This is a genomic window from bacterium (genome assembly GCA_021371935.1).
In the GTDB taxonomy this organism is placed as follows: Bacteria; Armatimonadota; UBA5829; order UBA5829; family UBA5829; genus UBA5829.
The window spans coordinates 72,649-97,221 of sequence record JAJFVF010000005.1 but is presented as its reverse complement, the minus strand read 5'-3'; the positions used below and the strand labels follow the sequence as shown (position 1 = coordinate 97,221).

The window sequence follows — 24,573 nt, the reverse complement described above, 5'->3', positions numbered from 1 at the left end:
CATCACGGAAAGCGCTCACCGCATCCATAACCCGTTCACACCCGAAAAGCTCACCACTCTCGGCGCGGCGTTGCGTCTGGAAACGGGAACCCGAGTGCTCGACCTCGGCAGCGGTTCGGGGGAGATGCTGTGCACCTGGGCTCGCGATTACGGTATTATCGGCACCGGCATCGACATGAGCCAGTTGTTCACCGAGCAAGCGAAACTCCGCGCTGAAGAACTCGGCGTTGCCGATCAAGTCGAATTCATCCACGGCGACGCTGCCGGATACGTCTCTGACGAGAAAGTTGGTGTGGCAGCCTGTGTCGGTGCCACTTGGATCGGTGGAGGAATCGCCGGCACTATTGAACTTCTGGCGCGGAGCCTGCGCACCGGAGGGATCATCCTCATCGGCGAGCCCTACTGGCGGCAGTTACCGTCGACGGAAGATGTTGCCAAGAGGTGTGGTGCCGGCTCAATCTCCGACTTTCTCATGCTTCCAGAACTTATCGCGTCTTTCGGCCACCTTGGCTACGACGTTGTTGAAATGGTTCTGGCTAACCAAGACGGCTGGGACAGATACGAGGCGGCCAAATGGCTCACCATGCGCCGATGGCTTGAGGCCAATCCCGACGACGAGCTTGCGAAAGATGTTCGAGCCAAACTGTCCTCGGAACCCGAGCGCCACGCTGCTTACACGCGTGAATACCTGGGCTGGGGCGTGTTCGCGCTGATGCCGCGTTGATGAGTTGTGGCAAAGATGAGAACCTGCATGCCGCAATCGACGCGTTTCAGCGCTTGAGCAGCAGGACCGGGCAGGCAAGCACAGTTTTTTTGTACGCAGCTACTCAGTACAATCCGTCGGTAGATATATAAAACTACCGACACTTTGTACGACGAGAATTGTGTGATGGCAGGAAACAGCGGCTGCGCTATCAGTTGGATTCCAGTATGTTGCTGGACAAACTTTTCAGATCAACCAGCACAACAATAAAGTCATAAGGCATTCCCTCACTATAGCTTGCGTTATGTTTCAAGCTGGAAAACTTCTACCCTCTGCGAAAATAAAGGAATCTATCTGCAAGAAACAGACCTTGCACAAAGCTGTTGACAATGGCCTTCACTAGTAGTATTATTGGTTGACGATGTCAACCAACGGAAAAGAGGAATACGTGGTGTCTGAAGTAGATACACAGCGGGCGAGAGATCTGGTCGAACTGCTGGATGAGATAATATGGAGGTTCGGCGGTCAAGGTGCAGAAGGCTATTGCTGCGAGGACGTTTCTTATATAGAATACCGGGCATTGCGGATTTTGGCTAAGACAGATGCTTGCACTATGCAAAGCCTGGGGCAGCAACTCGGCTTCACCAAGAGTGGTGCAACACGGATCGTTGATCGCCTTGAGCGTAAATTTTATGTTCGTCGGGAACGCAGCGAAGACGATCAGCGGATATGCTGTGTCGTGCTTACTAATGCAGGGCGAGAGCTTGTGGAGCGTATAATCGAAGAGTTCGCTCAAAAGACCGGCGCTTCACTTGAGCGCATGGACGACGGTATGTGCGATGTATTATTGGCATCACTGAAAAGCTTTACCAAAACATTTAGTAGCGATTAGCCTGCAAAGTAGTTGTTAGCAGCAACTGTAATGCCAGCAGGACTGATTGCCGGGAGGTAGCAGCGTGAGTAATGTAGACGAACAAAGAGAAGAGATCGCACAGACGTCGAAACAGATGCGTGGGATGCGCCGCAGTCTGCTATTCCTGTGGGTGCTGCTGGGATTGTCAGCTTGGACGCTCCTTTATCTTCAGCTAGACCGGTTTGCGAGATGGTTCACCTACATTCTATTGGGGTTTGCCAAAGGCGGTCACCTTGCCGGCGCTGTCGAGTTCTTTGTGGCCGACGCGCCGAAGGTGCTAATGCTGCTCGTGCTTATTACCTTTATTGTCGGGATCACGCGCACGTTCCTGACTCCAGAGCGGATACGTACGATGATTGCGGGTCGTAGAGGAACCTACGGATATGTTCTTGCCGCGATACTTGGAGTGCCGACTCCTTTCTGCTCCTGCTCTGCAATCCCGCTCTTTCTCGGTTTCCTGCAGTCAGGAATACCTCTCGGGATCACGATGTCATTTCTTATATCTTGTCCCGTCGTCAATGAAGTGGCGCTAGCGATGCTATACGGGATGTATGGTTGGAAGATAGCCACGCTATATGCTGTGCTTGGGATGACAAAGGCTGTCATCTCAGGAATGCTCATAGCACGCATGCGACCGGAGAGGTTTCTTGAATCATGGGTTGCCGATCTACAGACAAGTGCTGGACAGAGTCCAGTTGACACTCCAAGCCAGGACGTCACTAGTGCTATGACCTGGAACGACCGGGTAGATTCTGGTACCACAGCCGTAAAGGAAATACTCGCAGGCACGTGGCACTATCTTGTGGGTGGAATTGCACTCGGTGCTGCAATCTACGGCTATATCCCAGTGGCATTCGTCAGCCAGTATATGGGCAAGGAAGCCTGGTGGAACGTACCGGTGGCGGTGATTCTTGGCCTGCCGTTGTATGCAAGTGCCGTAGGTGTGATGCCGATAGTGCAGGCCGTTCTGGCCAAAGGAGCCGCTCTTGGAACGTCGCTTGCATTCATGATGTCGGTGATCGGAATCTCGATTCCGGAACTCGTGATGTTGCGGAAGGTCATCCGGATGCCACTCATCTGGCTGTTCGTCGGTTTCGTTGCTCTCGGAATAGTGATTGTAGGATACATATTCAACTTTCTCATCTAGCAAATGCTTTACAAAGGAGGAACCCTTATGGTTATCAAGGTGTATGTATCATGCTGTGGCGGAGATAAGGCAATCGCCGCCGTGGAGGAAGCCATCAAGCAAGCTGGAGTCGAGGCTCATGTGGAAACGGTCAAGGACCTTGCAGAGATGGCAAAGGCAGGTATCATGTCTACTCCCGCCATTAAGATCGACGATAAATTAGTGGCAAGCGGGCGAGTACCCAAGGTGCCTGATCTGGTGAGCGCGATGATGAGCGCAGTCACCAAATAGATTGTGTGTGTCAACGTATGCCGGTCGTGCTGTTGATCTAGGTCTGACAAGCGACCGGCTTCGCTGTCCCATATGTAGCGTCCCTTTTCGCAGGGATTGTACGGACGAGGATGGACCTTCCTTATTGCTGTTAGCACTTCTTTCTAGAACATCGACCCCTTACCGCCATCCAAATGGCTCTTCATCGCCTTTCCATCCTGCTTCTGAATCTCCGGCATGATCCGGTCACGCAAGAACCCGTAAGCATCATCCTTGTCCTGGTCCATCATAATGACTTTGAGCCTCATTATATCTTGTTCTGTGAGCGTAATAGTTGCCATATTGTCCTCTCGTTAATTGATCAATTCTACCAGCCCATCCGGCCTTTACCATCACAAGGATGTGCTATCTCCTCTATGGCATGATTGGCGCAGAACGCCTTGCACTTCATGCACCCGGCACAACGATAGAAGTCCACCCAGGGTTTTGAATCTTGTAACTCACGAAAAACAGCTTCCATTGGGCATTCTTGCTCGACGAGGCATGGTGAGCAATTATTGCATTTGGCCGGATCAATCAGCGCTCGCTTCAACTTATGTCTCCATCGGAACAGGCAGAGCCAGTCGCATTGTGTAATTTCCACTTGACAGTCTAGCACAATTTGGTTAAACTGCCAAATACCAAAACAACTCCACTTGGATGCTTGGGGACTCTTACAAAAAGCGGGGTGACAAGTAGCCATGATTCGATCCGATCACGATGAGCAGTATACTGGTAAAACTCGAAACTTGCTTTGGGGAGTGCTTGGCGGCATGATGTTCTGCGCGACAATGATGACCACCATGATGGTCGCAGGTCCCAAGTTGATGGGCAGGATGTGCGGCAAGATGAAAAGCATGATGCAGATGTGCAATGCTGAAGACCCTATCGACATCCTGAAGCGCCGGTACGCCAGCGGTGAAATCACCGAGGATGAGTTCCTGCGTATAAAGCAGAAACTAGAGAAGTAACCAAAAGGAGATACTGAGAATGGCACAAGACAACTGCTGCTGTGGCAGCACCAATCTGATTCTTGCGTGTTCCGGGGCATCGAACGTTGGACAGATAACGAACGAGGTGGCAAAGAAGCTCGACATAGAAAAACAGGGCAGGTTCTTCTGCTTAGCTGGAGTGGGTGGTCACATTAGCGGAATGGTCGCCTCAGTTGGCGGGTCAGATAAGATTCTTGTAATCGACGGTTGTCCTGTGGCGTGTGCGAAGCTGACAATGGACGAGGCTGGTCTGGATGACTACGAGTATGTGGTCGTGACCGACCTCGGCATTGAGAAGAACCACGATTTCACGCTTGACCCTGCCGATATAGACAAGATTTTGGAAATCTGTTGCAGCAAGCTCAACGGATCGCAGGCGTAGTCAATCTGTCGAAAACTAGATAGGCTTCGATGTTGCGCTATTTGGAGTATTTGGTTATAATACCAAATATAGAGGAATAAACAAAGATGAATAGACGAGCATACGAAGAGAGAGCAAAGATCATAAAGGCATTGGCGCATCCCAGTCGACTTATGATGGTGGATGCGCTTGTAGAGGGCGAGAAGTGTGTTTGCGAGCTAACGGATCTGGTCGGCTCCGATATGTCCACTGTCTCCAAGCATCTGACGCTTATGAGAGAGGCTGGAATAGTCGAGGATCGTAAAGTCGGACAGCAGGTTTTCTACAGCCTCCGGTGTCCGTGCATCATTAGCTTCTTTGGCTGCGTTGAAGCTGTGATGAAGTCCAACGCCAAAGAGAAGATGGAACTCGTCGGATAAACTATACGTATGTGTAAGAGATGAGCTCGTTAGAGCTTTTCTTTTTTACTGGATACTTGGTTAGTTAGCCAACAGACCAACTAGTACGACTTTGTTGTGGAGGATATCAATGAAGAAAATCCAAATATTGGGCATTGGCTGCGCCAAGTGCAAGACTCTTTATGAGAACACCAAGAAAGTGGTCGAAGAAGCTGGAGTGGAAGCCGAGATCGAAAAGGTCGAGGACATCAAGGAAATCATGAAGTTCAACGTGCTTATGACCCCTGGCCTCGTGATCGATGGAGAAGTCAAGGCCGCTGGAAGAGTCATCTCCCCCGAAGACATCAGAAAGCTCTTGGTTAGCTAGAGGAGGTTCCCATTGTCAAACGAACTACCTGGTCTGATAATGTGCGTTTGCACCGGCAAGTGCCCCGGATTCTCGAAAATGGATATCTGGGACTTCATCAATCGCGTGCGGGTTGAGTTGCCCGTGGAATACGGCTTCATTCACCCTCAACTCTGTGAGGAAGACGGTGACCGTTTCCTCGCCGATATGCTGAAGGCAGGTCGAAAGCTTGTTATAGCCGGATGCGCTCCGAACATGCAAATGAAGCTTTTCCGTGATGCCTTCGAGGCTGCCGGAATGGATGTCAAGACTGACATGGTCCCACTGGACATCCGCGAAATGACAACTGACGAGGCGGTCGACAAAGTCTCGAAGGCGCTCACCGAGATGGGGGGAGAGCAAGATGGCTGACGACACCTTCATGGGCGTAAAGCGAGAGAAGATCGACTGGGCTCCAACCATCGATTACTCCAAATGCGATTTCTGCATGGAGTGCGATAAGTTCTGTCCGCATCATGTTTTCGAGCGGCGAGATGGCGACCTAAAGCTGGTTGTAGCAAATCCGCACAACTGTGTGGTATTCTGCCGGGCATGTGCGAAAACGTGTGGGCCGGACGCCATATCTTTTCCAAGTAAACCGGAGACAATCGCGGAGATCAAGAGAATCCGCGAGGAAGAAGGCGAGCAATGAAACGCGCTGTCTTACCGTGCAACGGTCTGGATAAGGCAGTCGGCGTGCTTGCGCTGGAGATAGATTTGCGGCTGTCCGAAACACAAGCCGCAGAGATCATCTGCCCTGTGCTCCTTAACAATTCTCCGGCTCGATATGAAAAGGCTCTGGCTGACGCTTCGCTCATCGTTATTGACGGCTGCCCAACTCGCTGCGCGTCAAAGCTGGCCAACAAGCTGACTCTGAAAGTCGATGACAAGGTGCTGGTGTCAGAACAGGTTAAGAGCGCAGGGTTGGAAGTCGGCGAACCATTTCAGCGCGGCGCTTGTTGTGTCGGATATTCTGAACGGCGACTGCGTCTGCTGTGCTCGTTCGGCAAAGGGTCGATCAGAGAAGGACAAGGAAGCCGTTTGGCTGGTCTCCGAGGAAATTGCCAAAGCAGTCGATGCGATTATCGCCGAGAACAGCAGTTGTTGCAGTTCGAAAAATGGTGGAGATGGCGCTGAATGTGCTTGTTCCAAACCGATACCTGGCATAGAGTTACAGGTCGACGGAAAGCCGGTTATTATCGCAGGGCTTGGTGTCATATTCGATCATCTGGCCGAGACCGGCCTTGTCGCTGATGACTCCAGCGGGGATAAGCTGCTTGAGACCGTGCGTATCTATCACCAAATTGAACCTGAAGAAGAGGACGCCTATAAAGCCGCTCTAATATCAGCATATAAAACACACAGGAGGCAATAAGGTTATGAAGAGTAAGTGGTTCAAAATCTCAGTAGCAATAACAGTAATGTTGGTTGTCGCGCTTGCTGTGAGTGTGGGCGATGCAGTCAACAACAAAGACACAAAAAAACCGGCGAAACCCGCCGTGAAGCAACTTCCCAAGCTTCTCGATCTCGGTGCGACAAAATGCGTTCCCTGCAAGATGATGGTCCCGGTCCTTGACGAACTCAAGAAGGAGTATAAGGGCCAGCTCGACGTACAGTTCATCGATGTGTGGAAAGACCCGGACTCTGCCAAGAAATACAAAGTGCAGAGCATCCCTACTCAGATCTTCTTCGATGCCAAGGGCAAGGAAATATTCCGTCACGTAGGCTACTTTCCCAAGGTTGACATCGTAAAAGCTTTCAAGGACCACGGTGTCAAGCTCAAGGAGCCAGCGAAACCGAAGAAGCCCGCTAAATAGGTAGTGGACTTACGCTTAAATATGCCAAGCAAACGGAGGCAATGGCTTTGAAGCCTTATGTAAAAATCATTCTGGTAGTAGCCGTCTTTGCGCTTTGGATAGCATTAACTCAGTTATCCAAGGATAATGGCGCACCAGAAACTGGCGGTTGTGGCTGCGGCGGAGGAACATGTTCAGTCGCGCCGCCCACCAATTCAGGCACCAGATAACCGCGAAACTTGCGGAAATGGGGGTTAAGTGATTTGGAGCAATTGTTTGTAACACTTACCAAAGCAATCGAGGGATCAGCTCCTATTGCACTCGGCGCATCTCTTGTATGGGGCGTACTGAGTGTAATCCTGAGTCCGTGTCACCTTTCGAGCATACCTCTCATCATCGGGTTCATCAGTGACCAAGGCAATCTAACCACGCGAAAGGCGTTTAATCTGTCTTTCTTATTTGGCCTTGGTATCCTGGTGACAATCGCAGCTATCGGCGTAGTGACGGCAGCAATGGGACGAATGATGGGTGACGTCGGCAGATACGGCAATTACGCCGTTGCCGCCGTGTTCTTTGTCGTGGGCCTCCACCTTGTCGGCGCGATACCGATGCCTTTTTCCGGCCCTGGAAATGTCGGGATGCAGAGAAAAGGACCTCTTGCATCGTTTATTCTGGGGCTTGTATTCGGCATTGCTCTCGGACCTTGCACATTCGCGTATATGGCTCCGGTTCTGACTATGACATTCAAAGTCGCCGCCACCAACGTCTCATATGCCGTGCTGCTGCTTGCCGTCTATGGAATTGGGCACTGCTCGGTCATTGTGGCGGCAGGGACTTCGACTGAGGCGGTCGAGCGTTATCTTCACTGGAACGAGAAGTCGAAGGGCGCGAACATCGTGAAGCGAATATGCGGTGTGCTGGTAATGCTGGGTGGGGTTTATCTAATCTATGCGGCAAACTAATGTCGGCGATTCTCCTCGTGCTCAATTGATCTGTTCGACGGAGAACCTAGAGGTCATCAAGTGGTCTGAACCGACTGTCGAGATGAACCTGGCGGTTGATGAAGAGCTTGCTCAATGCGCTACGAGTACCGGCAGACGTATTTTGCGCTTATGGTGGGGTGGCAACGCAACTGCTGTCCTGGGCTGCGGCGACAATCCTGAAAAATTTCTGGATTTGGACGGGTGCAAACGTCGAGGAGTCGGTTGGGTGAAGAGAATCACCGGCGGCGGAACGGTAATCCAAACACCCGGTGTATTCAACTACTCATATACTGCGCCGGACAACGGCTGTTGGGATATGTCAAAGATGTTTTGGAGTGGCGCGAAACTGGTCACGAAAACATTGGCTCAGTTCGGAGTGAGCGCGCAACAGCGCGGTATATCGAATGTGGCGATAGACGATCTAAAGATCTCGGGAAACGCGCAGGCGCGCAAGCGGCAGTTGACGTATTTGGATATTCATAAACGGAGCAATGCGAAATGGCTGATATAACAATTGCAGTAGAGGCAAAATCGTCAAGCAAGACACGCACGGATGTCAATGTCCGCGACCTGACATTCAGTATCGACGAACCTGAGAAACTTGGTGGCACCAACGCCGGGCCAAATCCGATTGAGTGTGTTCTCGGTGCCCTGGCGGGTTGCCTGAACGTTATCGGGCATCTGGTCGCACGAGAGATGGGGTTCGATATTCAATCGATGCAGATGCACGTTGAAGGAAACCTCGATCCTCTGGCCTACCTGGGAAAGAAGCCCGATGTTCGGCCTGGCTTCAAGGAAATACGAGTCTCAATCGACATTGACTCCACAGCAAGCCCTGACATCTTGCGCGAATGGGCGAAGACGATAGAGGCTCGGTGCCCAGTGAGCGATAATCTCGGTCAGCCTACGCCGATCAGTATCAGTCTGTAGCACATAGCGGATACATTTGGAGTTGACACAGCTTGCATGGCAGTTATAGTATATCAGCATATACACATATACTGATAGGTGAAACAATGGACGCAGTATTCAAGGCGCTTGGTGATCCGACCAGGATTCGTATTGTTCAGATGCTCGCCCAGCACGGTGAGGTGTGCGTCTGCCGTATTGTAGACGAACTTGGAATGCATCAGCCCGCCATATCTCATCATATGGCAAAGCTGAAACAGGTGGGATTGCTCAACGCGCGTAAAGAGGGTCAGTGGATACACTACTCTCTCAAGGTCGATGTGTTCAAAGAGGGTCCGCTGGCTTTTCTTTCGGAGATTGTCTCGCTTGCTGAGGCATCAGCGGGTAGCGCGCAGCCGACTCCTTGCTGCAAGTAAGTTAGCCTATACGTTAAAAATCGGTTGGTGAGGAGAACCAATTGAAAAAAGCTCTGTTTGTCTGCATACACAATTCAGGCCGGAGCCAGATGGCTGAGGCGTTCGCGAAGAAACTCGGCGATGGCAGGATCATTGCAGAGTCAGCAGGAACCGCACCTAGCGGAACTCTCAACCCGCAAGCCGTGGCTGCGATGGAAGAGATCGGCTACGACATGAGCGGCCATTACCCCAAGGTGATGACACCGGAGATGGTCGAGTCAGCAGACAAGGTCATCACGATGGGCTGCGGTGTGAACCTCAATGATGTCGAGCATGGCGGGGCAGTCTGTCCGGCTGTGTTTGTCGAGTCCGAGGACTGGGGCCTTGAAGATCCAAATGGGCAGCCGATAGAGAAGGTTCGGGCGATTCGGGATCAGGTAAAGACGAGAGTAGAGAAATTGATTGATGAGATGACAACGGGTGAGGATTAGTATGAGCGAAGGAATCACTAAAAGACTTTCATTTCTGGACAGGTATCTCACGCTGTGGATATTCCTGGCGATGGCCATCGGCGTGGGAGCAGGCTATTTGGTACCCGGCACTGCCGGTTTCTGGAACCGTTTTTCGGTTGGCACAACGAATATCCCAATAGCCATTGGGCTTATTCTGATGATGTACCCGCCGCTTGCTAAGGTGAAGTATGAGGAGCTTGGCGAGGTGTTCCGCAACTGGCGGATTCTGACACTGTCACTTGTGCAAAACTGGATAGTGGGCCCGATACTGATGTTTGTTCTGGCGATCATCTTCCTGCGGAATTACCCTGAATTTATGGTCGGCCTCATTATGATCGGCTTGGCGCGGTGCATCGCAATGGTGATTGTCTGGAACGAGCTTGCCAAGGGTGATACGGAGTATGCGGCTGGCCTTGTGGCGTTCAACTCGATCTTCCAGGTGCTCTTCTTCTCGGTCTATGCTTACGTCTTCATAACAGTGTTCCCACCTCTTTTCGGACTGAAGGCGAGTACGGTGCATGTGACTATTGGCGAGATAGCTAAAAGCGTGTTCATCTATCTCGGCATCCCGTTCATTGCGGGCATCCTGAGCAGAGTGGTTGGGCTCAAGACAAAGGGGCGCGAGTGGTATGAGAAGCGTTTCATCCCGAGGATCAGTCCCATCACTCTGATCGCGTTGCTCTTCACCATTGTGGTCATGTTCTCGCTCAAAGGCGAATATATCGTGCGGCTGCCATTGGATGTTGTCAGAATCGCCATTCCGCTCTTGATCTATTTTGTCGTGATGTTCCTGGTCAGCTTCTATATGGGCAAGAAGATCGGGGCGGATTATCCCAAGACAGCAACACTGTCGTTCACTGCGGCAAGCAACAACTTTGAACTTGCCATTGCGGTCGCGGTGGCAGTTTTCGGTATCAACTCAGGACAGGCGTTTGCGGCGGTTATCGGGCCGCTGGTCGAAGTTCCGGCGTTGATTGGACTGGTGAATGTTGCCCTGTTCTTCCAAAGGAAATACTTTAAGCAGCAGACGGTGAGTTAGCTTATTAGCGCTCACCGAAGTGAAGGAGGCCAAGATAGTGTTTAGCAAAGTGCTTTTGGCAACCGATCTGTCAGTGGCTTCTGACAAAGTAGTGGAATATGTCGGCACCCTGCATGTGCTTGGCTGCCGCGAAGTAGTCCTGACTTATGTAATTTACGTTAAGCATCTAGTGGGATTGAGCGAGGCGCTAAGAGATGAAGCGGCACCCCGGCTCAACGCTCAAAAGGCCGCTCTTGAGGCCGAGGGGTTTAAAGTTTCGGTGGAAACGCCGGTTGGTGTCCCCGGCGTTGAGATAACACGACTTGCGATTGATACCGGCTGCAAGGCCATCGTCATCGGCTCTCACGGCCATAGCCTTGCGCGCGACATTGCGCTGGGCGGTGTTGCCACAGACGTTGTGCACCGGGCGGAGATTCCTGTCCTGGTCGTGAGGCTCCAGATTTTGGAAGAAGAGCCGCAGTGCTGCCAGGTGGTATCAACCGATGTGCTTTCTCACGTGCTGTATGCGACCGACTTTTCAGATAATGCGGAACGAGCTTTCCAGTATGTCGAAGAGTTCGCAAGAAGCGGGTGCAGAAAGATGACACTCATGCATGTTCAGGATGTCTCTCGCATCCGACCACATCTCGAGGACAGGCTGCAGGAATTCAATACAATAGACCGTTCGCGTCTTGAGAGAATGGAATTGCGCTTGCACGACCTTGGTGTTGAAGAGGTCAATCTAGAGATTCCATACGGCTCTCCAGCTAAGGAGATTGTTGATTACGTTCAAAACAACTGCCCGTCGATTGTAGTGATGGGCACCCACGGGCGGGGGTTCATCTCGGACATTTTTGCTGGAAGTGTAGCGCATAATGTGGTGCGCCTTTCGCAGTCGCCGGTCCTGCTGGTTCCACCAGTTCGCTGACCAGAGGCAGGTAACAAGCAAAACTCTATGTTTGCTCGGAGGACGATATGATTATTCGAAAAGCGACTGATGCAGATATGCCCGCAGTGATCTCATTGCTTGAAGAGATGTCTCTGCCGGTTGACGGTATTGCAGAGAATCGTGATCATCTCTATGTCCTTGAGGCGCAGGGAACGCTCGTTGGCGCGGTGGGATATGAAGCGTATCCTCCGGATGCCTTGCTGCGCTCTCTGGTGATTGCCCCATCAATGCGCGGACAAGGGTATGGCCGTCAACTCATATCACATATCTTGAAACAGGCACAGATCGACGGAATCCGGGACGCCTATGCGTTGACCACGACGATTCCATATCTGCTCAGCCGCTCATGTTTTGATGAAATTTCACGCTCAGATGCTCCAGAAGCATTGTCGGCATCCGAGGAGTTCCGTGGGGCTTGTCCCGTATCCGCGCGGTTGTTTCGCATTCCCATAGACAGTGCCAAATGATAACATCTATAACAAGGAGATTGCTCGATGTTAGACCCGAAAACAAGAGAACTGATTTCAATCGCAGCCTCGGTAGTGGCGAAATGCCAACCGTGCCTCGATTACCATGTGGAGGAAGCGCGGAAAGCTGGCGCATCCGACTCGGACATGAGAAATGCCGTCAGTATAGCACGTATGATACGCAAGCAAGGTGACGAGAACATGGACAAATACGCTGATGAGAAGCTGGGTGGAATGGCCCAGGAACAGCAAGCACCGAGCGCGTGCTGCTGTAGTGGCGGTTCGTGCAGTGGAGAGTAACTCAATGACAAAGGCTACAATCAAGGCAGGCGTATGTGGGTTCACTACGACTGTCACTGCTGAATCGGACGACATGCAAAACGTGAAGTTCGAGATTGAAAGCGACTGCGAAAACATCAAACGACTCGCGGAGGGCTTTCCACAGGTAGACGGATACACTGAAATCGGCGCTGGGTTTGACGGCGCTATTCATCAGGTCGTTCGTAAGACGCTCAAAGGCTGCTGTGCTGGTTGCATCGTCCCGTGTGGGATATTCAAGGTGATGCAGGTGGCTGCCGGACTTGCTCTGCCTGCTCTGGCTTCTGTAGATATTATCAAAGAATAGGTGAGGTATAAAATGGTTGATAACAAGTGTGGATGCTGCTGCGGAGGCAGTTCCACTCCCAACGGCAATGACATCAAGGAGTTCGTAAAAGAGAAATATGGACAGGTTGCGGTGAACGCCGCCGAGCGCAAAGAAACAAGCTGCTGCGGCAGTGGAACGAGCAAAGACGCCATAACTCGTGACCTTTATTCGGAGGCTGAGACTCAGGGGATACCAGTCGAGGCGCTGCTTGCGTCGATGGGCTGCGCGAACCCCATGGCTCTGGCCAATCTCAATCCTGGAGAAGTTGTCCTCGATCTAGGCAGTGGCGGCGGTATCGATGTGCTGCTTTCGGCAAAGCGAGTCGGCCCTACCGGTAAAGCTTACGGACTCGACATGACCGACGAGATGCTTGCGCTTGCTGAGAAGAACAAGGCTGAATCGGGAATTACAAACGTCGAGTTCTTAAAGGGCGAGATAGAGAACATCCCGCTGCCCGATGCTTCAGTGGATGTGATTATCAGCAACTGCGTTATAAATCTTTCCACCAACAAGGATCAGGTGCTTCGAGAGGCGTTCAGGGTAATGAAACCCGGCGGCAGATTCGCCGTAGCTGACATCGTCCTTACCAAGCAGGTATCGGATGCGGTCAAAGAACATGTCGGCCTATGGACCGGGTGCATTGCTGGTGCGCTTGAGATCAATGAATACAAGCTCAAGCTGCTGAAAGCCGGATTCACTGATGCCGGCGTCGAGATTGTGAAGACCTACTCCGCAGAAGATGCAAACGGCCTACTGCCGGATGAAGCTATCCAGCAGTTTGGCATGGACGGAATTGCGGAACTGGCGAGCTCGTTCGTCAGCGCATTCGTCAGAGCCACAAAACCCAAAAGTTGCTGTTGTTGCGGATAGACTGGAAAGTGAGGAAATGTAGATGAACAGGAGTTCAAAGCTTCGCAAGCTGCTGAATGCCGGAGAGACGCTGGTTATGCCTGACGCATATGATCCGATCAGTGCTCGCATCATTGAAAAGGCGGGCTTCAAGGCGGTTCAGTGCTCTGGAGGCAGCATTTCCATTGCGAGTTGCCTCCAGGCTGAGACTGATCTTGGTCTGGAGGAGAATCTGGAAGCCACTCGCCGCATCACGTGTTCAGTAAGCGTTCCGGTGATGGCCGATGGGGAAGATGGCTACGGTGATCCGGATACAGTAGCTGATACCATGCGCCGGTTTATCGGAGCCGGTGTGGCAGGGATCAACATCGAGGACCAGATTCTTTCACGTGGCCGCGAGTGTAACATCGTTGATGCGGACCTAATGGTCGAGAAGATCAAGTCCGCTCGTAAGGCTGCCATTGCGGAAGAGAATCCGGATATGATTATCAACGCCCGCACTGACGCTCTTCGAGCTTATGAGCATCGTAATGATGGGCTAAGGGAGGCAATCAAACGCGCGAACATGTATCTGGATGCCGGCGCTGACTTGGCATTTGTCTGCTATGCCGCGACTTTGGATGAAGTAAAGACGCTAGCGAAAGAGATATGCGGGCCGATCAGCATAGCCGCAGGAATGCCGTATAACATCCGCGAGTTCACCATCGACGACTTAAAGCAATTGGGTGTAGCGAGAGTGAGCCTGCCGATTTTGGCGATCTTGTCAGCGGTTCGCGCGCTATCTACTTCCATCTCTCTCATATCGGAACCAGATGGCTTTGCCAGGATAGTCGATGATGAGATTTGCTGTAGTCCAGGCGAATTGTCAGCATTGCTTCGCAGCTAGACTTTGATAGCAATAGCATCGTTGGTTTTACGCCAAGCTGCCGGGGGTAAAGACGCTGAAATACGTGGCGGGCCACTAGCAATCTATTCTCATTGACATTTCAGAGACATGCGGCATATACTGAATGCAACCTATCAATACATTTTGTTGCGTTGAATTGATTGCCGCCACTGGAGAAGAAATCTGTGAGTTTACCAAACGATACAAGAGTAAATCCGAATGTGTCCATAGGCGAACTTGAGTTGGACGCATATAAAGAGGAACTGTTTGCCGAGGGCTTTAAGGCGCTGGGAGACCCACATAGACTTAAAATTCTCTACCTGCTGCTGAGATGCGGAGAGATGTGCGTCTGCGAGTGCCTACCTGCGCTGGGTCTCTCTCAGTCGAACCTGTCATTCCACCTGAAGACGCTTAAACATGCCGGCTTCATAAAGGCTAGAAAATCCGGCAAGTGGATGTACTACTCACTTAACCGGCCTGCTTATGAGAACTTCATGTCGGAATTTAGCAGCCTATTCGACCTCGAAAAGTGGCCGGAGAAACCGCCGTGCACAACCTGCGATGATATTCGACATTCGATGGCCTGATAAGATGAGCCGTTACTAAGGTTAAAGGGGGCATCACTTGATGCAGAAGAACAGGATTATCTATATCGTTGTCGTGCTGGTGATTGCATTGGTCATAATCGGCCTGGCCAAAACAAGAAATAGCAAGATCGATAAGAATGAGGTTCAGGCATCCAATACCACTGATACGACGACAGCAGTGACCGAAAAACCTCAGGTTAAGCCCGAGCCTGCACTAAAGGCTTCGCCCGAAAGCGCAGCAATCAGCGCGGCTGCAAAGAAGGACCGCTATGTGTTCGTTACGTTTTACCGGAAAGACGATGCTGCCAGCAAGAAGATGCAAGCAGCAATGAAACCGGTGCAAGCCAAATTCTCTCGCCGCGCCAGCTTCGTCAGCGTCGATGTCGATAGCCCTATCCAGCAAGAGTTGGTTTTACAGTATGGTGCTGATCGCTCCCCTATACCCTTAACCCTCGTGATAGCTCCCAATGGAGCAGTCACGGCAGGCTATCCCAGTGAGATAACGAATACCGACTTCTCCAGCGCCTTCGTTTCTAATGGAATGGCGAGTGTAATCAAGGTTTTGCAGGACCGCAAGCTCGCCGCCGTCTGTATCCAAGGCCCCAGGACTAAGAACAACAAGAAGAGTTTGGCTACCGCCGAGGAACTAAAAGCTGCCCCGGAACTAGGCGGAGCCGTTGAGATTGTGAAGATCAATCCATCGGACCCTGCGGAATTCAGGTTCATCAAGGAATGCAAGATCGATGCTCGTTCCACTGATGCCCAACTACTCGTACTCGCCCCGCCCGGCAAGCTGGTCGGCAAGTTCGCCAGTACTGACACAATGGACACTATCATGACCACCCTCAAGAGTGCGCTGGGGGGCGGTGGTTGTGGCGGAGGTAGCTGCGGTGCGGGCGGATGCGGACCGTAGGCTACGGCATCTAGACCAAAATCTCTCTATTAGAACCGTAATCAATATACACAACTGGAGGAAATAACAGTGAAAATGAACAGGATCGTCGGATTCGCCATGACGGCAGCGGTCATCACTGCATTGGTATGCGCAGCGCCTATGGCAATGGCTGCGACTAAGACATCTCCCGCTGAAACTGCTATTCAGGCGGCCGCAAAGCAGGGTCGCTACGCAATTGTGACATTCTACAAGCAGAACGACGCGGCAAGCACGAAGATGCTCGAAGAAGCAAAGAAGCTCCAGGCAAACTACTCCAGTCGCGCCAACTTCGTCATTGCAGATGTTGGCAACGCTGTCCACAATGAAATCATCACAAAATATGGCGCAGATCGCGCTCCAATGCCACTGACCCTCGTCATTGCTCCCAACGGTGCCGTGACCGCAGGATATCCGAACGCGATCAACAAGACGGACATCTCCGATGCATTTGTCTCGAACGGGATGGCTGAAGTGTTGAAAGTACTCCAGGACGGCAAGCTCGCTGCGATCTGCATACAGAACTCTAAGACAAAGCTCAATAAGGAGAGTCTTGCAGCGGCTGAAGGATTAAAGTACGGGGCGCAGTTCCAAAACGCACTGGAAATCGTCAAGATTGATCCATCCGATAGCTCCGAGTCAAAACTCATTCAGACCTTGAAAGTGGATGCCAGCACAGAGAACGCACAGATGGTGGTCATTGCCCCTCCAGGCAGAATCATAGGGACATTTGACGGGACCGCCACGACCGATTCGATAGCAGCCACACTTATAAAAGCGCTCAGTGGGGGAACATGTGGTAGCGGAGGTTGTGGCTCGGGTGGCTGTGGCAGATAGTGCGAACCAGCCCCGAGCTAGCATTACAAATTTGGTGGGGGCATTACGGTTGCAATGCCCTCTCATAGTTCTAGGCCGCGATCAGACAACTGTGTTTCCAGAATATTATCCTTGGATAACCATGGTGGTGTCGCATCAAATATTATTGATGCTTTCAGGAACTCATCGTTTTTCCATCACGTAGAACTCTGTAGCAGTGGGTATTGTGAAAGAACGCATCAACGCATCCTGATGTGTTGATGAGACATTCACCGAGGAGGTAACGTGTCTATTCAAGAGCGGTTTCAAGCCCCGACAGGGGATAAAGCTATACTCTGTGACGATAGTAGCCTTTGTTGTCTCGCCGATGGGTTCAAAGCACTTGCGGACCTAACTCGGCTGCACATAGTCTACTTGCTTATGACTCGTGGTGAAATGTGTGTATGTGAGTTCACGCCGGCGCTTGATCTCACTCAGTCCAACGTATCATTTCATTTGAAGACTTTGAAGCAGGCAAAGCTCATCACTTCCCGAAAGGAAGGGAAGTGGACTTACTACTCTCTGGACCGCAAAGCCATGAAGCAGTTCCGCGCCGATTTCGATAACGTATTCGACTTGAACAAGTGGCCGGAGAAAACCGAACCCGCATGTTGTGAGACTACGGCATGCAAGAGGAGGACTGGAGCGGCTGGGGAGTGCTAGATTGAAACAGTTTGCAACTATGATGCTATGGAGGAATTCTTAATGCAGACCAAAAGAACAGCGCGTCTTGCTGCAATTGCAGCTGTTGTCATCGGGGTCGCGTGTACAATGCTCGGTGTGACAGCCGAAGCCAAGACACCGCCCGCGGAAAGCGCAATTCGAGCCGCAGCCAAGCAGAATCGTTATGCGTTCGTTACGTTTTTCAAGAGCAACGATAGCGCCAGCAAGGCAATGCTGGCTGATGTGAAATCAATCCAGGGAAAGTATGCAAGTCGGGCAAATTTCGTCAGTGTAAACGTTGGCGACAAGGCAAATCGTCAGGTAGTCTCTCGATATGGCGCGGATCGTTCGCCGATCCCACTGACCCTTGTGATTGCGCCAAACGGAGCTATCACTGGTGGATTCCCGAGGGAAATCGATAAGTCCAAATTATCGAGTGCCTTTGTCTCCAAAGGTACTGCTGCAGTGCTCAAAGTGATGCAGGATCGCAAGCTCGCAGCAATATGTCTGCAAAGCTCCAAGACAAAGCATAACAAAGAATGCCTCGCCACAGCTCGTGGCATAAAATCCGATTCCAGACTCGGCGGTGCGGTGGAGATAGTAAAAATAGATTCGTCGGATCGGTCAGAATCAAAGCTGTTGAAGCAATTGGGCATCGTTAATTCTGCCAATGCACAACTTGTGGTTATGGCTCCTCCAGGCAGGACATTGGGCAAATTCGATGGAACAGTGTCCAAGGCGAGCGTTATGGCGAGCCTGATGAAGTCGATGAACGGCGGCGGATGCAGCGGTGGCAGTTGTGGACCTGGAGGTTGCAAGTGACCCTGGATTTCAGGGCCTTGATAAGGATGCGTCATGAGAAAAATTGACATTATACTTAAGGAGCTCTGCGAACGTAAGAGCCAACTGATAACAAGCTTCATCGCGATCACTCTGGGAATAACCGTCATCGTTGGGATAAAGACGGTGACATTTTACTCCGAGAAGGCTGTAGCTCGTGAACTGGACAACCTCGGCGCTAATGTGCTGATTCTGCCCAAATCCGCGACTGTAAGTGACTACTACAGCGCAGATTTCGCCGATGCTGAAGTGCCCGAATCCTATGTGGACACGATAACCGCTTCGGGTCTGCAGGGAGTCGACAATCTCTCTCCGAAACTGACTATGCCTATCAAGCTCAAGGACCGCCGGTTTATCCTGACCGGGATACTACCCAAGAACGAGTTCAAGAGCAAACCTGCATGGCAGACCGGGAGTGATATATTTTCTAAACCGATGGGGTGCGGCGCTGTGGATGTTGCCGGAGTAAAGACCGGTAATACCGACTCATCCCTGGACAAGGCGGCTGTGCGCAAGGAGGTCATCAGAGACCTTGGTCCGCAAGAAGCCATTATCGGCCACGACGTTGCTCAGATTCTGTCATTGAAGAAAGGCAGTTCAGTCGATATCAAGAACACGAACTTCACTGTTCGTAAGGTGCTGCCGCAGACGGGCACAGTGGATGATTCGCGTGTCTTCGCCCATCTTCATACGGTGCAAAAAATGTATGGCAAGAGCGGAGTACTTAGCGCAATTGAGATCGTCGGATGCTGCAAGGAAATATCCAAGGGTCTCATAACTGGTCTCAACAAGGCTCTGCCCGACGCAAGAGTGGTCACTGTTTCGCAGATCGCCAGCACCCAGCTCAAGACCAATAATATGATGAGCCAATTCTCGCTGGTATTCCTTGTCATCATCGTTCTGGTGGGCGGGGTGAGTATAGCTAACTATATGTTCGCCAACGTTCAGGAGCGGCGCAAAGAGATCGGGACGCTTATTGCCATCGGCATGAGCCCTCGTCAGCTTCTGTCCATATTCTACGGAAAAGCAATCATCCTGGGTGCCGTGGGAGGCATAGTCGGATATGTGCTCGGCACAGTCCTGGCAGTCTTGCTTGGCCCGCGTATCGCACACATACCGGTGCTTCCCATTCCTTCGCTTCTCGGATGGGCGCTGTTAATATCCGTGGCGCTGAGTCTACTGGCAACGGCGATTCCCGCCAAGAACGCTGCCGGGCTTGACCCTGCCGCTACTCTGATGGAGGTATAGCTTTATGGCAATCATAGCCACTCAATCATTGGTCAAACACTACGGACGTGGAAAGAAAGAAGTCTCCGGCCTTGCGGGTGTAGATCTCACCGTAAAAAAAGGTGACTATGTTGCCCTGGTCGGACCTAGCGGCAGCGGTAAGACGACGCTGCTCCTAAGTCTTGGTGGGCTGATACATCCTACGTCGGGCAAAGTCATGGTAGACGGTACGTCCATATACGATCTGAAACCCGCCGACAGGATCGAGCTGAGGCGGTCAAAAATAGGTTTCCTTTTCCAGACGTTCAACCTGATACCTTACTTGACGGCTCTTGAAAACACTCAGGTGCCTCTGATGATCGCGGGAAAGAGCCGTGATGAGCAGGAGGCAATCGCACAATCCACGCTTGAGCGCGTAGGGCTGGGCGACCGACTCCACCACAAGCCGTCGGAACTCAGCATCGGCCAGCAGCAGCGGGTCGCACTGGCGAGAACCTTGGCGAACAGTCCATCTATGATCCTTGCAGACGAACCCACCGGCAACCTGGACCCGGCAACCGTCGATAGTGTGGCCGGCATGCTCAGGGAACTGAACGACGAGGGCATCACAATCGTCATGGTTACTCATGACCCAAGAATGGCCGCGCATGCGGGTCGTGTGGAGAAACTTGTAGACGGCAAGATAGAAGCACAGGCCGGATGAAAGTCTGGGCAGCGAACGCCAGATAACGCCAAATCGCTGTCCACATTTCAAAAACCATCAGGAGGAGAAACCACACTTGAATCCTAAAAATTTTGATCTCGATAGAATTCGACTTATAGCTGAGCAATACTACCGCGATGGTGACTACTACTGTTCGGAATCCATTGTAAAGACTATTAGAGACGAGTTCGGCTTGCCGGTACCCGATAGCGCAATAGCCATGGCCTCGGGATTCCCCGTAGGAATCGGAGGTTCGGGCTGCATGTGCGGTGCGATTGCAGGCGGCGTGATGGCGCTCGGAATGTTCTTCGGGAGAGAGAAGCCCAAGGACGAAGCAGTGAACAAGTGCATGATGCTTTCCAGGGAACTTCACGACATATTCCGGGATAGGCACAAGTGTCTGTGTTGCCGTGTGCTAACCAACGGAATGGAACTCGGATCGGCAGAGCATATGAAACAATGCGTGTCGTTCACGGGCGAGGTGGCACTTGAGACAGCGCGGATCATCATTAGGGAGTTGTGAAATGCAGATTCACCGGCTCGATATGATGGGAACCGTGATCCACTCTGCTGCGTATCTGTGAATACGTAGTTTACCAGCCTGCAAGGGTGTCTGGCTTGATCGTGGTGAGATCGATAAGATAATCGAAATTGCGTCATCGGGTGATCCTGCGCAATCAGAGATTTCCGATTTGGACCAGAAGCGGATAGCCAGCGAGAGGACTAGTCACCATCGTGAAGAACACGATGATGAGCACGAGCATCGTGACTACACTGACAGGAAAACAAGTCAACCCCGGCGTCGTGAGTCGTGGATATCGGATATCTTTGAATCTTTCGGCGGCGATTAAATTTTGAAACCTATGGTATAATACGTTCGATGAAGACTATTTGGATAATCAGATTATTGGCGATGGTAATTCTTGTCATATCCTGCGGCATGGCCTTCGCAGATTGTCACGGCGACTGCTGTGATGGATGCGACTGCTGCGGGACATGCGTGCACGCCTGTCGCTGTGGAATTATCCAGCACTGCTCGATCAATCCTGACATCACATATACTGCATTTGCATTAAACCACAGAGTGACTACTCCCAGCGTCACGACAGATGGCATCTTCCGCCCACCTGTCGCTGTTCTGTAACCTCAGTATGTTTTAACAAACCCAACTAAACCCGGATTATGCACTTCGCGCATAATCCGGGTCTCCGAGAGCATTATTCACGTTCCTCGTGAATAATGCGGGTAAAGTCAACAATGAGGATATGGATATGTTTGTATGCTATCGCGCGTGCAGGATAATGTTCGCCTGCTTTGCGGTGATGGCTGCTGCGTCAGGAGTAGTGGCAGAAGACCTATCATTGCAGCAGGCACTGGATATCGCAATCAAGAACAACCCGACTGTGGCCGCCGGTCGGTTATCAGCAGATGCGGCCAAACAATCAGCCAAGGGAGCGAATGCTCTCACAAATCCGGAGATTCTTGTGGCTCCATCTATTGTCGGCGATGCGGGGTCGGATTCAGCTCTGCTGTTCTCTCAACCACTGGAAATCAACGGCAGTCGAAGAGTGCGAGGACAGATAGCTTCGTCTGAAGCGACTGCTGTCGGCTACGATTCCGACACGACACGGCGAGAAATATTATTGCGTGTAAACCAAAGTTACTGGGATGTTGCCCGGGCTCAGGAATTGGTAAAGCTCAATCAGGAGAATATCACATACCTGGAGACCGTCCGCGCTGCTGTGCAGAAGCAATACGACGTCGGCACCGCGCCGGGAGCACAGGTTCTAAAGATGGATGTGGAGCTTGCGCGGGCAAGACAGGAACTCTCCCAGGCTCAGCTTGGGCTGCAACAGTCGATGGCCGAACTAAACACCCTTATGGCTTGTCCGACCAACAATGTGTTTTCTGTGAGCGAGCCTCTCATATTCAACGATGTATGCATCGACTGCGCGGGTCTGCTCACGTCGGCGCTGGCCCGCCGTCCTGAAATTGCCTCTGCATGTGCGCAATATACTTCAGCCCAGGCACAAATAAAAGCCGCCAAGCTTCTGCGTGTTCCCGACCTCGCCTTGCAAGCCCGCAGGGAGTCGTTCGATAACGACAGCGACAACGGCGTGGCAATCGCTATCAATCTGCCACTGCTGGATTGGGGCTCCGCACGCGCGGAAGAGCGTCGGGCACGCCTGGCCGCGCGAAGCAGGGAAAAGCAAGTGGAGGCGGTTCGAAACAATATCTCACTGGACATTGAGCAGGCTGTCCAGCGAGTGAACACGGCGTCGCAAGTGGTGCGCGAGTATCAGGGCGGTGTGCTGACCACGTCCGAAGAATTGGCGACAATGGCCCGTAAAGGTTTCGAAAAAGGCGCCAGCAGCTACCTCGAAGTCTTGGAGGCACAAAGGACGCTCAGGAGCGTCAGGTCAGACTACTACTCCGCTCTCGCCGAGCACGCTAAGGCACTCGCGCAACTGGAGTGGGCTTCGGGCTGCGCCGTCTCACAAATGAAAACTCTGGAGGCAAACAAGTGAAGATACACTATCTGTTTATACTTCTGGCTGTTGCATTCGCTTCTGCCGGAATTACATACACATTAATGAGAAAGAACGCTTCCGCTGAGTCAAATGCGTCCACACACGAAGAGCATAATGAAGAATCCGGTGGTCAGAAACTTGAGATAGCCGGGCTTAAGATCGAGCCTGCTGCGGCAGGCGAAGGATGGGAATCCGTCTCAGTCACCGGCAAAGTCACCGTTCCACCGGACAGGCTCGTGAAGATAAGCTCGCGGATCGAGGGCAAGGTAGTTGGGGCGCATGGCACAGTCGGCAGCGTCGTCAGCCGGAGACAGGTTCTGGCTGTGATTTCCAGTGTAGAGTTGGCCGAAGCAAGAGCGGCATATAGGCAGGCCGTCGCCAAACTATCAGCCGCACGTAAATACTATGAGCGCGAGACCCAGGTTGCAAAGCTGGGCGCGGCAAGCATGCGCCCGGTGGAGGAGGCGCGAGCAGACGTCCTAGCGTCACAGGGTGAAGTGGCAGACGCCAAAAGTGAACTTGCACAGGCAAAGAGCGAGGTCACCCGTGAAGAAAGCGAACTGGCCCAGTGTAAGGCGCGTTTTGAGCGTGCGAAGGACCTCTACGCCGACAAAATCGTCTCCAAACAGGACTTGGAGACTGCCGAGGCGGAGTATAAGCGCGACTCGGCGTCGGTGGATATGGCAAGGTCAAAAGTGGATCAAGCTCAGACACGTGTCGAAAAAGCTGAGTCTAAGCTGGAGATATCCAAGCAATATCTTACCCGCGAGACAAAAGTCCAGAAGAGCCGCGTGGTGGATTTGAGATCACTGCAGAGCGCGAAGGCGGAAGTCGATTCTGCGCGCATAGAGCTGCAATCCGCATCGGATAAGATACGCGTGCTGGGAGCCTCACCCACCGGCTCGGGCGACACCATCGCCGTAACCTCACCAATAAGCGGACGGATAGTCGCGCGCAACACAAATGTCGGTGAGACGGTGAGTCCATCCGATGTGCTCTTTACTGTCGCGAACCTTTCCCAAGTCTGGGTTGAAGGTGATGTGTATGAGAAGGATTTATCGAGGGTGCATAAGGGACAGTCTGTCGAAATCAGAGTGGATTCCTACCCGGACAGGACGTTTTCCGGCAAAGTCGACTCCATCAGCGACATTCTCAGCGCCGAATCACGGACTGCAAAAGTGCGCTGCATCGTCACCAACTCTCAGGGTCTGCTGCGCGGCGAAATGTTCGCTCGGATGAACCTGCTTATATCGAAACGAGGGCAAACAGTGCTCGTAGCCAAAGATGCCGTATTGGACGATTCGGGCAGCAAGATAGTCTATACGCCGTGCATGGAGTGCCCGGAAGATAAGAAAGCCGGAACCAACGCTTGCGGGGCCTATGACAAGCTCATTGTCAAGACAGGTCAGATGCGCGGCAATCGTATAGAGATACTCAGCGGCCTTGAGCCGGGGACGCCCGTTGTCACCACCGGGGCGTATCAGATTAAGACCGCCATGAGTTCCGGCAAGCTCGAAGCCGGATGCACGGATCACTAGGAACCGCCTATGGCGGTTGCCCGCTTGTTTAGCTTAAAAAGCTTATATCAGTTGTAAGCTTGTTTGTCGTCTGAAGATTGATGCTATTCTTGGAGATAAAG

At 52.0% G+C, this 24,573-nt stretch carries 39 protein-coding genes; 37 read left to right on the top strand and 2 right to left on the bottom strand.

Annotated features, from left to right (window positions below; all coding sequences use genetic code 11):
• Position 1 precedes the first annotated feature (1 nt).
• The 4 genes from LLG46_04460 to LLG46_04445 all read left to right on the top strand — a co-directional run bounded on the left by LLG46_04460 (position 2) and on the right by LLG46_04445 (position 3,033).
• Entirely contained in the window at positions 2-724 is a 723-nt protein-coding gene (locus tag LLG46_04460) for a class I SAM-dependent methyltransferase (protein MCE5322553.1), read from the top strand.
• Between the two features lie 430 nt (positions 725-1,154).
• Positions 1,155-1,595, top strand: a complete 441-nt coding sequence (locus LLG46_04455) for a MarR family transcriptional regulator (GenBank protein MCE5322552.1) — start codon at positions 1,155-1,157, stop codon at positions 1,593-1,595.
• A gap of 64 nt (positions 1,596-1,659) precedes the next feature.
• Entirely contained in the window at positions 1,660-2,763 is a 1,104-nt protein-coding gene (locus tag LLG46_04450) for a permease (GenBank protein MCE5322551.1), read from the top strand.
• A gap of 27 nt (positions 2,764-2,790) precedes the next feature.
• Positions 2,791-3,033: a thioredoxin family protein gene (locus LLG46_04445; protein MCE5322550.1), complete on the top strand. Its 243-nt coding sequence runs from the start codon at positions 2,791-2,793 to the stop codon at positions 3,031-3,033.
• Between the two features lie 143 nt (positions 3,034-3,176).
• Here the strand turns inward: LLG46_04445 and LLG46_04440 are convergent, their stop codons facing one another.
• Positions 3,177-3,353: a hypothetical protein gene (locus LLG46_04440; protein ID MCE5322549.1), complete on the bottom strand. Its 177-nt coding sequence runs from the start codon at positions 3,351-3,353 to the stop codon at positions 3,177-3,179.
• Between the two features lie 26 nt (positions 3,354-3,379).
• Entirely contained in the window at positions 3,380-3,604 is a 225-nt protein-coding gene (locus LLG46_04435; GenBank protein MCE5322548.1) for a hypothetical protein, read from the bottom strand.
• Between the two features lie 148 nt (positions 3,605-3,752).
• Here LLG46_04435 and LLG46_04430 point away from each other — a divergent pair, with 148 nt between their 5' ends.
• The 33 genes from LLG46_04430 to LLG46_04270 all read left to right on the top strand — a co-directional run bounded on the left by LLG46_04430 (position 3,753) and on the right by LLG46_04270 (position 24,472).
• The gene (locus LLG46_04430) at positions 3,753-4,022 is read left to right on the top strand and encodes an SHOCT domain-containing protein (GenBank protein ID MCE5322547.1); all 270 of its coding nucleotides are present in this window, start codon (positions 3,753-3,755) and stop codon (positions 4,020-4,022) included.
• A 19-nt stretch (positions 4,023-4,041) separates the two neighbouring features.
• Positions 4,042-4,425: a putative zinc-binding protein gene (locus LLG46_04425; protein ID MCE5322546.1), complete on the top strand. Its 384-nt coding sequence runs from the start codon at positions 4,042-4,044 to the stop codon at positions 4,423-4,425.
• Positions 4,426-4,511: 86 nt separating this feature from the next.
• On the top strand, positions 4,512-4,823 hold the full coding sequence (locus LLG46_04420) for a metalloregulator ArsR/SmtB family transcription factor (GenBank protein MCE5322545.1): 312 nt from the start codon (positions 4,512-4,514) through the stop codon (positions 4,821-4,823).
• A gap of 109 nt (positions 4,824-4,932) precedes the next feature.
• Positions 4,933-5,169, top strand: coding sequence for a thioredoxin family protein (locus tag LLG46_04415; GenBank protein MCE5322544.1), 237 nt, complete (start codon positions 4,933-4,935; stop codon positions 5,167-5,169).
• Positions 5,170-5,181: 12 nt separating this feature from the next.
• On the top strand, positions 5,182-5,559 hold the full coding sequence (locus LLG46_04410; GenBank protein ID MCE5322543.1) for a hypothetical protein: 378 nt from the start codon (positions 5,182-5,184) through the stop codon (positions 5,557-5,559).
• The gene (locus tag LLG46_04405) at positions 5,552-5,839 is read left to right on the top strand and encodes a 4Fe-4S binding protein (protein ID MCE5322542.1); all 288 of its coding nucleotides are present in this window, start codon (positions 5,552-5,554) and stop codon (positions 5,837-5,839) included. Before LLG46_04410 ends, LLG46_04405 begins: the two co-directional genes overlap by 8 nt.
• Entirely contained in the window at positions 5,836-6,324 is a 489-nt protein-coding gene (locus tag LLG46_04400) for a putative zinc-binding protein (GenBank protein MCE5322541.1), read from the top strand. The genes LLG46_04405 and LLG46_04400 overlap by 4 nt, the downstream gene beginning before the upstream one ends.
• Before the next feature lie 242 nt (positions 6,325-6,566).
• A complete protein-coding gene (locus LLG46_04395) occupies positions 6,567-7,004 on the top strand; it encodes a thioredoxin family protein (protein MCE5322540.1) in 438 nt (145 codons plus the stop codon).
• A gap of 47 nt (positions 7,005-7,051) precedes the next feature.
• Positions 7,052-7,213, top strand: a complete 162-nt coding sequence (locus tag LLG46_04390; protein MCE5322539.1) for a hypothetical protein — start codon at positions 7,052-7,054, stop codon at positions 7,211-7,213.
• A gap of 33 nt (positions 7,214-7,246) precedes the next feature.
• A complete protein-coding gene (locus tag LLG46_04385; protein ID MCE5322538.1) occupies positions 7,247-7,945 on the top strand; it encodes a cytochrome c biogenesis protein CcdA in 699 nt (232 codons plus the stop codon).
• Positions 7,932-8,477 (top strand): hypothetical protein, encoded by a 546-nt coding sequence (locus LLG46_04380; protein ID MCE5322537.1) that lies wholly within the window; start codon positions 7,932-7,934, stop codon positions 8,475-8,477. The genes LLG46_04385 and LLG46_04380 overlap by 14 nt, the downstream gene beginning before the upstream one ends.
• Positions 8,465-8,896 carry an OsmC family protein gene (locus LLG46_04375; protein ID MCE5322536.1) on the top strand — a complete coding sequence of 144 codons (432 nt, stop codon included), beginning with the start codon at positions 8,465-8,467 and terminating at the stop codon, positions 8,894-8,896. The genes LLG46_04380 and LLG46_04375 overlap by 13 nt, the downstream gene beginning before the upstream one ends.
• Before the next feature lie 86 nt (positions 8,897-8,982).
• The gene (locus LLG46_04370; GenBank protein ID MCE5322535.1) at positions 8,983-9,291 is read left to right on the top strand and encodes a metalloregulator ArsR/SmtB family transcription factor; all 309 of its coding nucleotides are present in this window, start codon (positions 8,983-8,985) and stop codon (positions 9,289-9,291) included.
• 41 nt (positions 9,292-9,332) lie between these two features.
• On the top strand, positions 9,333-9,761 hold the full coding sequence (locus LLG46_04365) for an arsenate reductase ArsC (GenBank protein ID MCE5322534.1): 429 nt from the start codon (positions 9,333-9,335) through the stop codon (positions 9,759-9,761).
• 1 nt (position 9,762) lies between these two features.
• Positions 9,763-10,821, top strand: a complete 1,059-nt coding sequence (gene arsB / locus LLG46_04360; protein MCE5322533.1) for an ACR3 family arsenite efflux transporter — start codon at positions 9,763-9,765, stop codon at positions 10,819-10,821.
• 37 nt (positions 10,822-10,858) lie between these two features.
• A complete protein-coding gene (locus tag LLG46_04355; GenBank protein ID MCE5322532.1) occupies positions 10,859-11,728 on the top strand; it encodes a universal stress protein in 870 nt (289 codons plus the stop codon).
• 47 nt (positions 11,729-11,775) lie between these two features.
• On the top strand, positions 11,776-12,216 hold the full coding sequence (locus LLG46_04350) for a GNAT family N-acetyltransferase (protein ID MCE5322531.1): 441 nt from the start codon (positions 11,776-11,778) through the stop codon (positions 12,214-12,216).
• 27 nt (positions 12,217-12,243) lie between these two features.
• Complete coding sequence (locus tag LLG46_04345) at positions 12,244-12,516, top strand: carboxymuconolactone decarboxylase family protein (GenBank protein ID MCE5322530.1); 273 nt, start codon at positions 12,244-12,246, stop codon at positions 12,514-12,516.
• A 4-nt stretch (positions 12,517-12,520) separates the two neighbouring features.
• A complete protein-coding gene (locus LLG46_04340; protein MCE5322529.1) occupies positions 12,521-12,841 on the top strand; it encodes a hypothetical protein in 321 nt (106 codons plus the stop codon).
• Positions 12,842-12,853: 12 nt separating this feature from the next.
• Positions 12,854-13,732 (top strand): arsenite methyltransferase, encoded by an 879-nt coding sequence (locus LLG46_04335; GenBank protein ID MCE5322528.1) that lies wholly within the window; start codon positions 12,854-12,856, stop codon positions 13,730-13,732.
• Between the two features lie 22 nt (positions 13,733-13,754).
• Positions 13,755-14,597 (top strand): isocitrate lyase/PEP mutase family protein, encoded by an 843-nt coding sequence (locus LLG46_04330; protein MCE5322527.1) that lies wholly within the window; start codon positions 13,755-13,757, stop codon positions 14,595-14,597.
• A 242-nt stretch (positions 14,598-14,839) separates the two neighbouring features.
• Complete coding sequence (locus LLG46_04325) at positions 14,840-15,184, top strand: metalloregulator ArsR/SmtB family transcription factor (protein MCE5322526.1); 345 nt, start codon at positions 14,840-14,842, stop codon at positions 15,182-15,184.
• Positions 15,185-15,224: 40 nt separating this feature from the next.
• Positions 15,225-16,097, top strand: coding sequence for a hypothetical protein (locus LLG46_04320; protein MCE5322525.1), 873 nt, complete (start codon positions 15,225-15,227; stop codon positions 16,095-16,097).
• A gap of 69 nt (positions 16,098-16,166) precedes the next feature.
• Entirely contained in the window at positions 16,167-16,952 is a 786-nt protein-coding gene (locus LLG46_04315; protein ID MCE5322524.1) for a hypothetical protein, read from the top strand.
• A gap of 309 nt (positions 16,953-17,261) precedes the next feature.
• The gene (locus LLG46_04310; protein MCE5322523.1) at positions 17,262-17,633 is read left to right on the top strand and encodes a metalloregulator ArsR/SmtB family transcription factor; all 372 of its coding nucleotides are present in this window, start codon (positions 17,262-17,264) and stop codon (positions 17,631-17,633) included.
• A 42-nt stretch (positions 17,634-17,675) separates the two neighbouring features.
• Positions 17,676-18,455: a thioredoxin family protein gene (locus LLG46_04305; protein ID MCE5322522.1), complete on the top strand. Its 780-nt coding sequence runs from the start codon at positions 17,676-17,678 to the stop codon at positions 18,453-18,455.
• Positions 18,456-18,488: 33 nt separating this feature from the next.
• Entirely contained in the window at positions 18,489-19,721 is a 1,233-nt protein-coding gene (locus LLG46_04300) for an FtsX-like permease family protein (GenBank protein ID MCE5322521.1), read from the top strand.
• 4 nt (positions 19,722-19,725) lie between these two features.
• Positions 19,726-20,403, top strand: a complete 678-nt coding sequence (locus LLG46_04295; protein ID MCE5322520.1) for an ABC transporter ATP-binding protein — start codon at positions 19,726-19,728, stop codon at positions 20,401-20,403.
• A 76-nt stretch (positions 20,404-20,479) separates the two neighbouring features.
• Positions 20,480-20,926 (top strand): C-GCAxxG-C-C family protein, encoded by a 447-nt coding sequence (locus LLG46_04290; protein ID MCE5322519.1) that lies wholly within the window; start codon positions 20,480-20,482, stop codon positions 20,924-20,926.
• Positions 20,927-20,987: 61 nt separating this feature from the next.
• Positions 20,988-21,254, top strand: coding sequence for a zf-TFIIB domain-containing protein (locus tag LLG46_04285; GenBank protein MCE5322518.1), 267 nt, complete (start codon positions 20,988-20,990; stop codon positions 21,252-21,254).
• Positions 21,255-21,283: 29 nt separating this feature from the next.
• Positions 21,284-21,547 carry a hypothetical protein gene (locus LLG46_04280; protein ID MCE5322517.1) on the top strand — a complete coding sequence of 88 codons (264 nt, stop codon included), beginning with the start codon at positions 21,284-21,286 and terminating at the stop codon, positions 21,545-21,547.
• 127 nt (positions 21,548-21,674) lie between these two features.
• Positions 21,675-22,931 carry a TolC family protein gene (locus LLG46_04275; GenBank protein MCE5322516.1) on the top strand — a complete coding sequence of 419 codons (1,257 nt, stop codon included), beginning with the start codon at positions 21,675-21,677 and terminating at the stop codon, positions 22,929-22,931.
• Positions 22,928-24,472, top strand: coding sequence for an efflux RND transporter periplasmic adaptor subunit (locus LLG46_04270; GenBank protein ID MCE5322515.1), 1,545 nt, complete (start codon positions 22,928-22,930; stop codon positions 24,470-24,472). Before LLG46_04275 ends, LLG46_04270 begins: the two co-directional genes overlap by 4 nt.
• Positions 24,473-24,573 lie beyond the last annotated feature (101 nt).

Coding starts and splice junctions, on each gene's coding strand:
- LLG46_04445 (MCE5322550.1), top strand. CDS start 2,791: ATGGTTATCAAGGTGTATGTATCATGCTGTGGCGGAGATAAGGCAATC.
- LLG46_04440 (MCE5322549.1), bottom strand. CDS start 3,353: ATGGCAACTATTACGCTCACAGAACAAGATATAATGAGGCTCAAAGTC.
- LLG46_04430 (MCE5322547.1), top strand. CDS start 3,753: ATGATTCGATCCGATCACGATGAGCAGTATACTGGTAAAACTCGAAAC.
- LLG46_04425 (MCE5322546.1), top strand. CDS start 4,042: ATGGCACAAGACAACTGCTGCTGTGGCAGCACCAATCTGATTCTTGCG.
- LLG46_04420 (MCE5322545.1), top strand. CDS start 4,512: ATGAATAGACGAGCATACGAAGAGAGAGCAAAGATCATAAAGGCATTG.
- LLG46_04415 (MCE5322544.1), top strand. CDS start 4,933: ATGAAGAAAATCCAAATATTGGGCATTGGCTGCGCCAAGTGCAAGACT.
- LLG46_04405 (MCE5322542.1), top strand. CDS start 5,552: ATGGCTGACGACACCTTCATGGGCGTAAAGCGAGAGAAGATCGACTGG.
- LLG46_04400 (MCE5322541.1), top strand. CDS start 5,836: ATGAAACGCGCTGTCTTACCGTGCAACGGTCTGGATAAGGCAGTCGGC.
- LLG46_04395 (MCE5322540.1), top strand. CDS start 6,567: ATGAAGAGTAAGTGGTTCAAAATCTCAGTAGCAATAACAGTAATGTTG.
- LLG46_04380 (MCE5322537.1), top strand. CDS start 7,932: ATGCGGCAAACTAATGTCGGCGATTCTCCTCGTGCTCAATTGATCTGT.
- LLG46_04375 (MCE5322536.1), top strand. CDS start 8,465: ATGGCTGATATAACAATTGCAGTAGAGGCAAAATCGTCAAGCAAGACA.
- LLG46_04370 (MCE5322535.1), top strand. CDS start 8,983: ATGGACGCAGTATTCAAGGCGCTTGGTGATCCGACCAGGATTCGTATT.
- arsB (MCE5322533.1), top strand. CDS start 9,763: ATGAGCGAAGGAATCACTAAAAGACTTTCATTTCTGGACAGGTATCTC.
- LLG46_04350 (MCE5322531.1), top strand. CDS start 11,776: ATGATTATTCGAAAAGCGACTGATGCAGATATGCCCGCAGTGATCTCA.
- LLG46_04345 (MCE5322530.1), top strand. CDS start 12,244: ATGTTAGACCCGAAAACAAGAGAACTGATTTCAATCGCAGCCTCGGTA.
- LLG46_04340 (MCE5322529.1), top strand. CDS start 12,521: ATGACAAAGGCTACAATCAAGGCAGGCGTATGTGGGTTCACTACGACT.
- LLG46_04335 (MCE5322528.1), top strand. CDS start 12,854: ATGGTTGATAACAAGTGTGGATGCTGCTGCGGAGGCAGTTCCACTCCC.
- LLG46_04330 (MCE5322527.1), top strand. CDS start 13,755: ATGAACAGGAGTTCAAAGCTTCGCAAGCTGCTGAATGCCGGAGAGACG.
- LLG46_04320 (MCE5322525.1), top strand. CDS start 15,225: ATGCAGAAGAACAGGATTATCTATATCGTTGTCGTGCTGGTGATTGCA.
- LLG46_04305 (MCE5322522.1), top strand. CDS start 17,676: ATGCAGACCAAAAGAACAGCGCGTCTTGCTGCAATTGCAGCTGTTGTC.
- LLG46_04300 (MCE5322521.1), top strand. CDS start 18,489: ATGAGAAAAATTGACATTATACTTAAGGAGCTCTGCGAACGTAAGAGC.
- LLG46_04295 (MCE5322520.1), top strand. CDS start 19,726: ATGGCAATCATAGCCACTCAATCATTGGTCAAACACTACGGACGTGGA.
- LLG46_04280 (MCE5322517.1), top strand. CDS start 21,284: ATGAAGACTATTTGGATAATCAGATTATTGGCGATGGTAATTCTTGTC.
- LLG46_04275 (MCE5322516.1), top strand. CDS start 21,675: ATGTTTGTATGCTATCGCGCGTGCAGGATAATGTTCGCCTGCTTTGCG.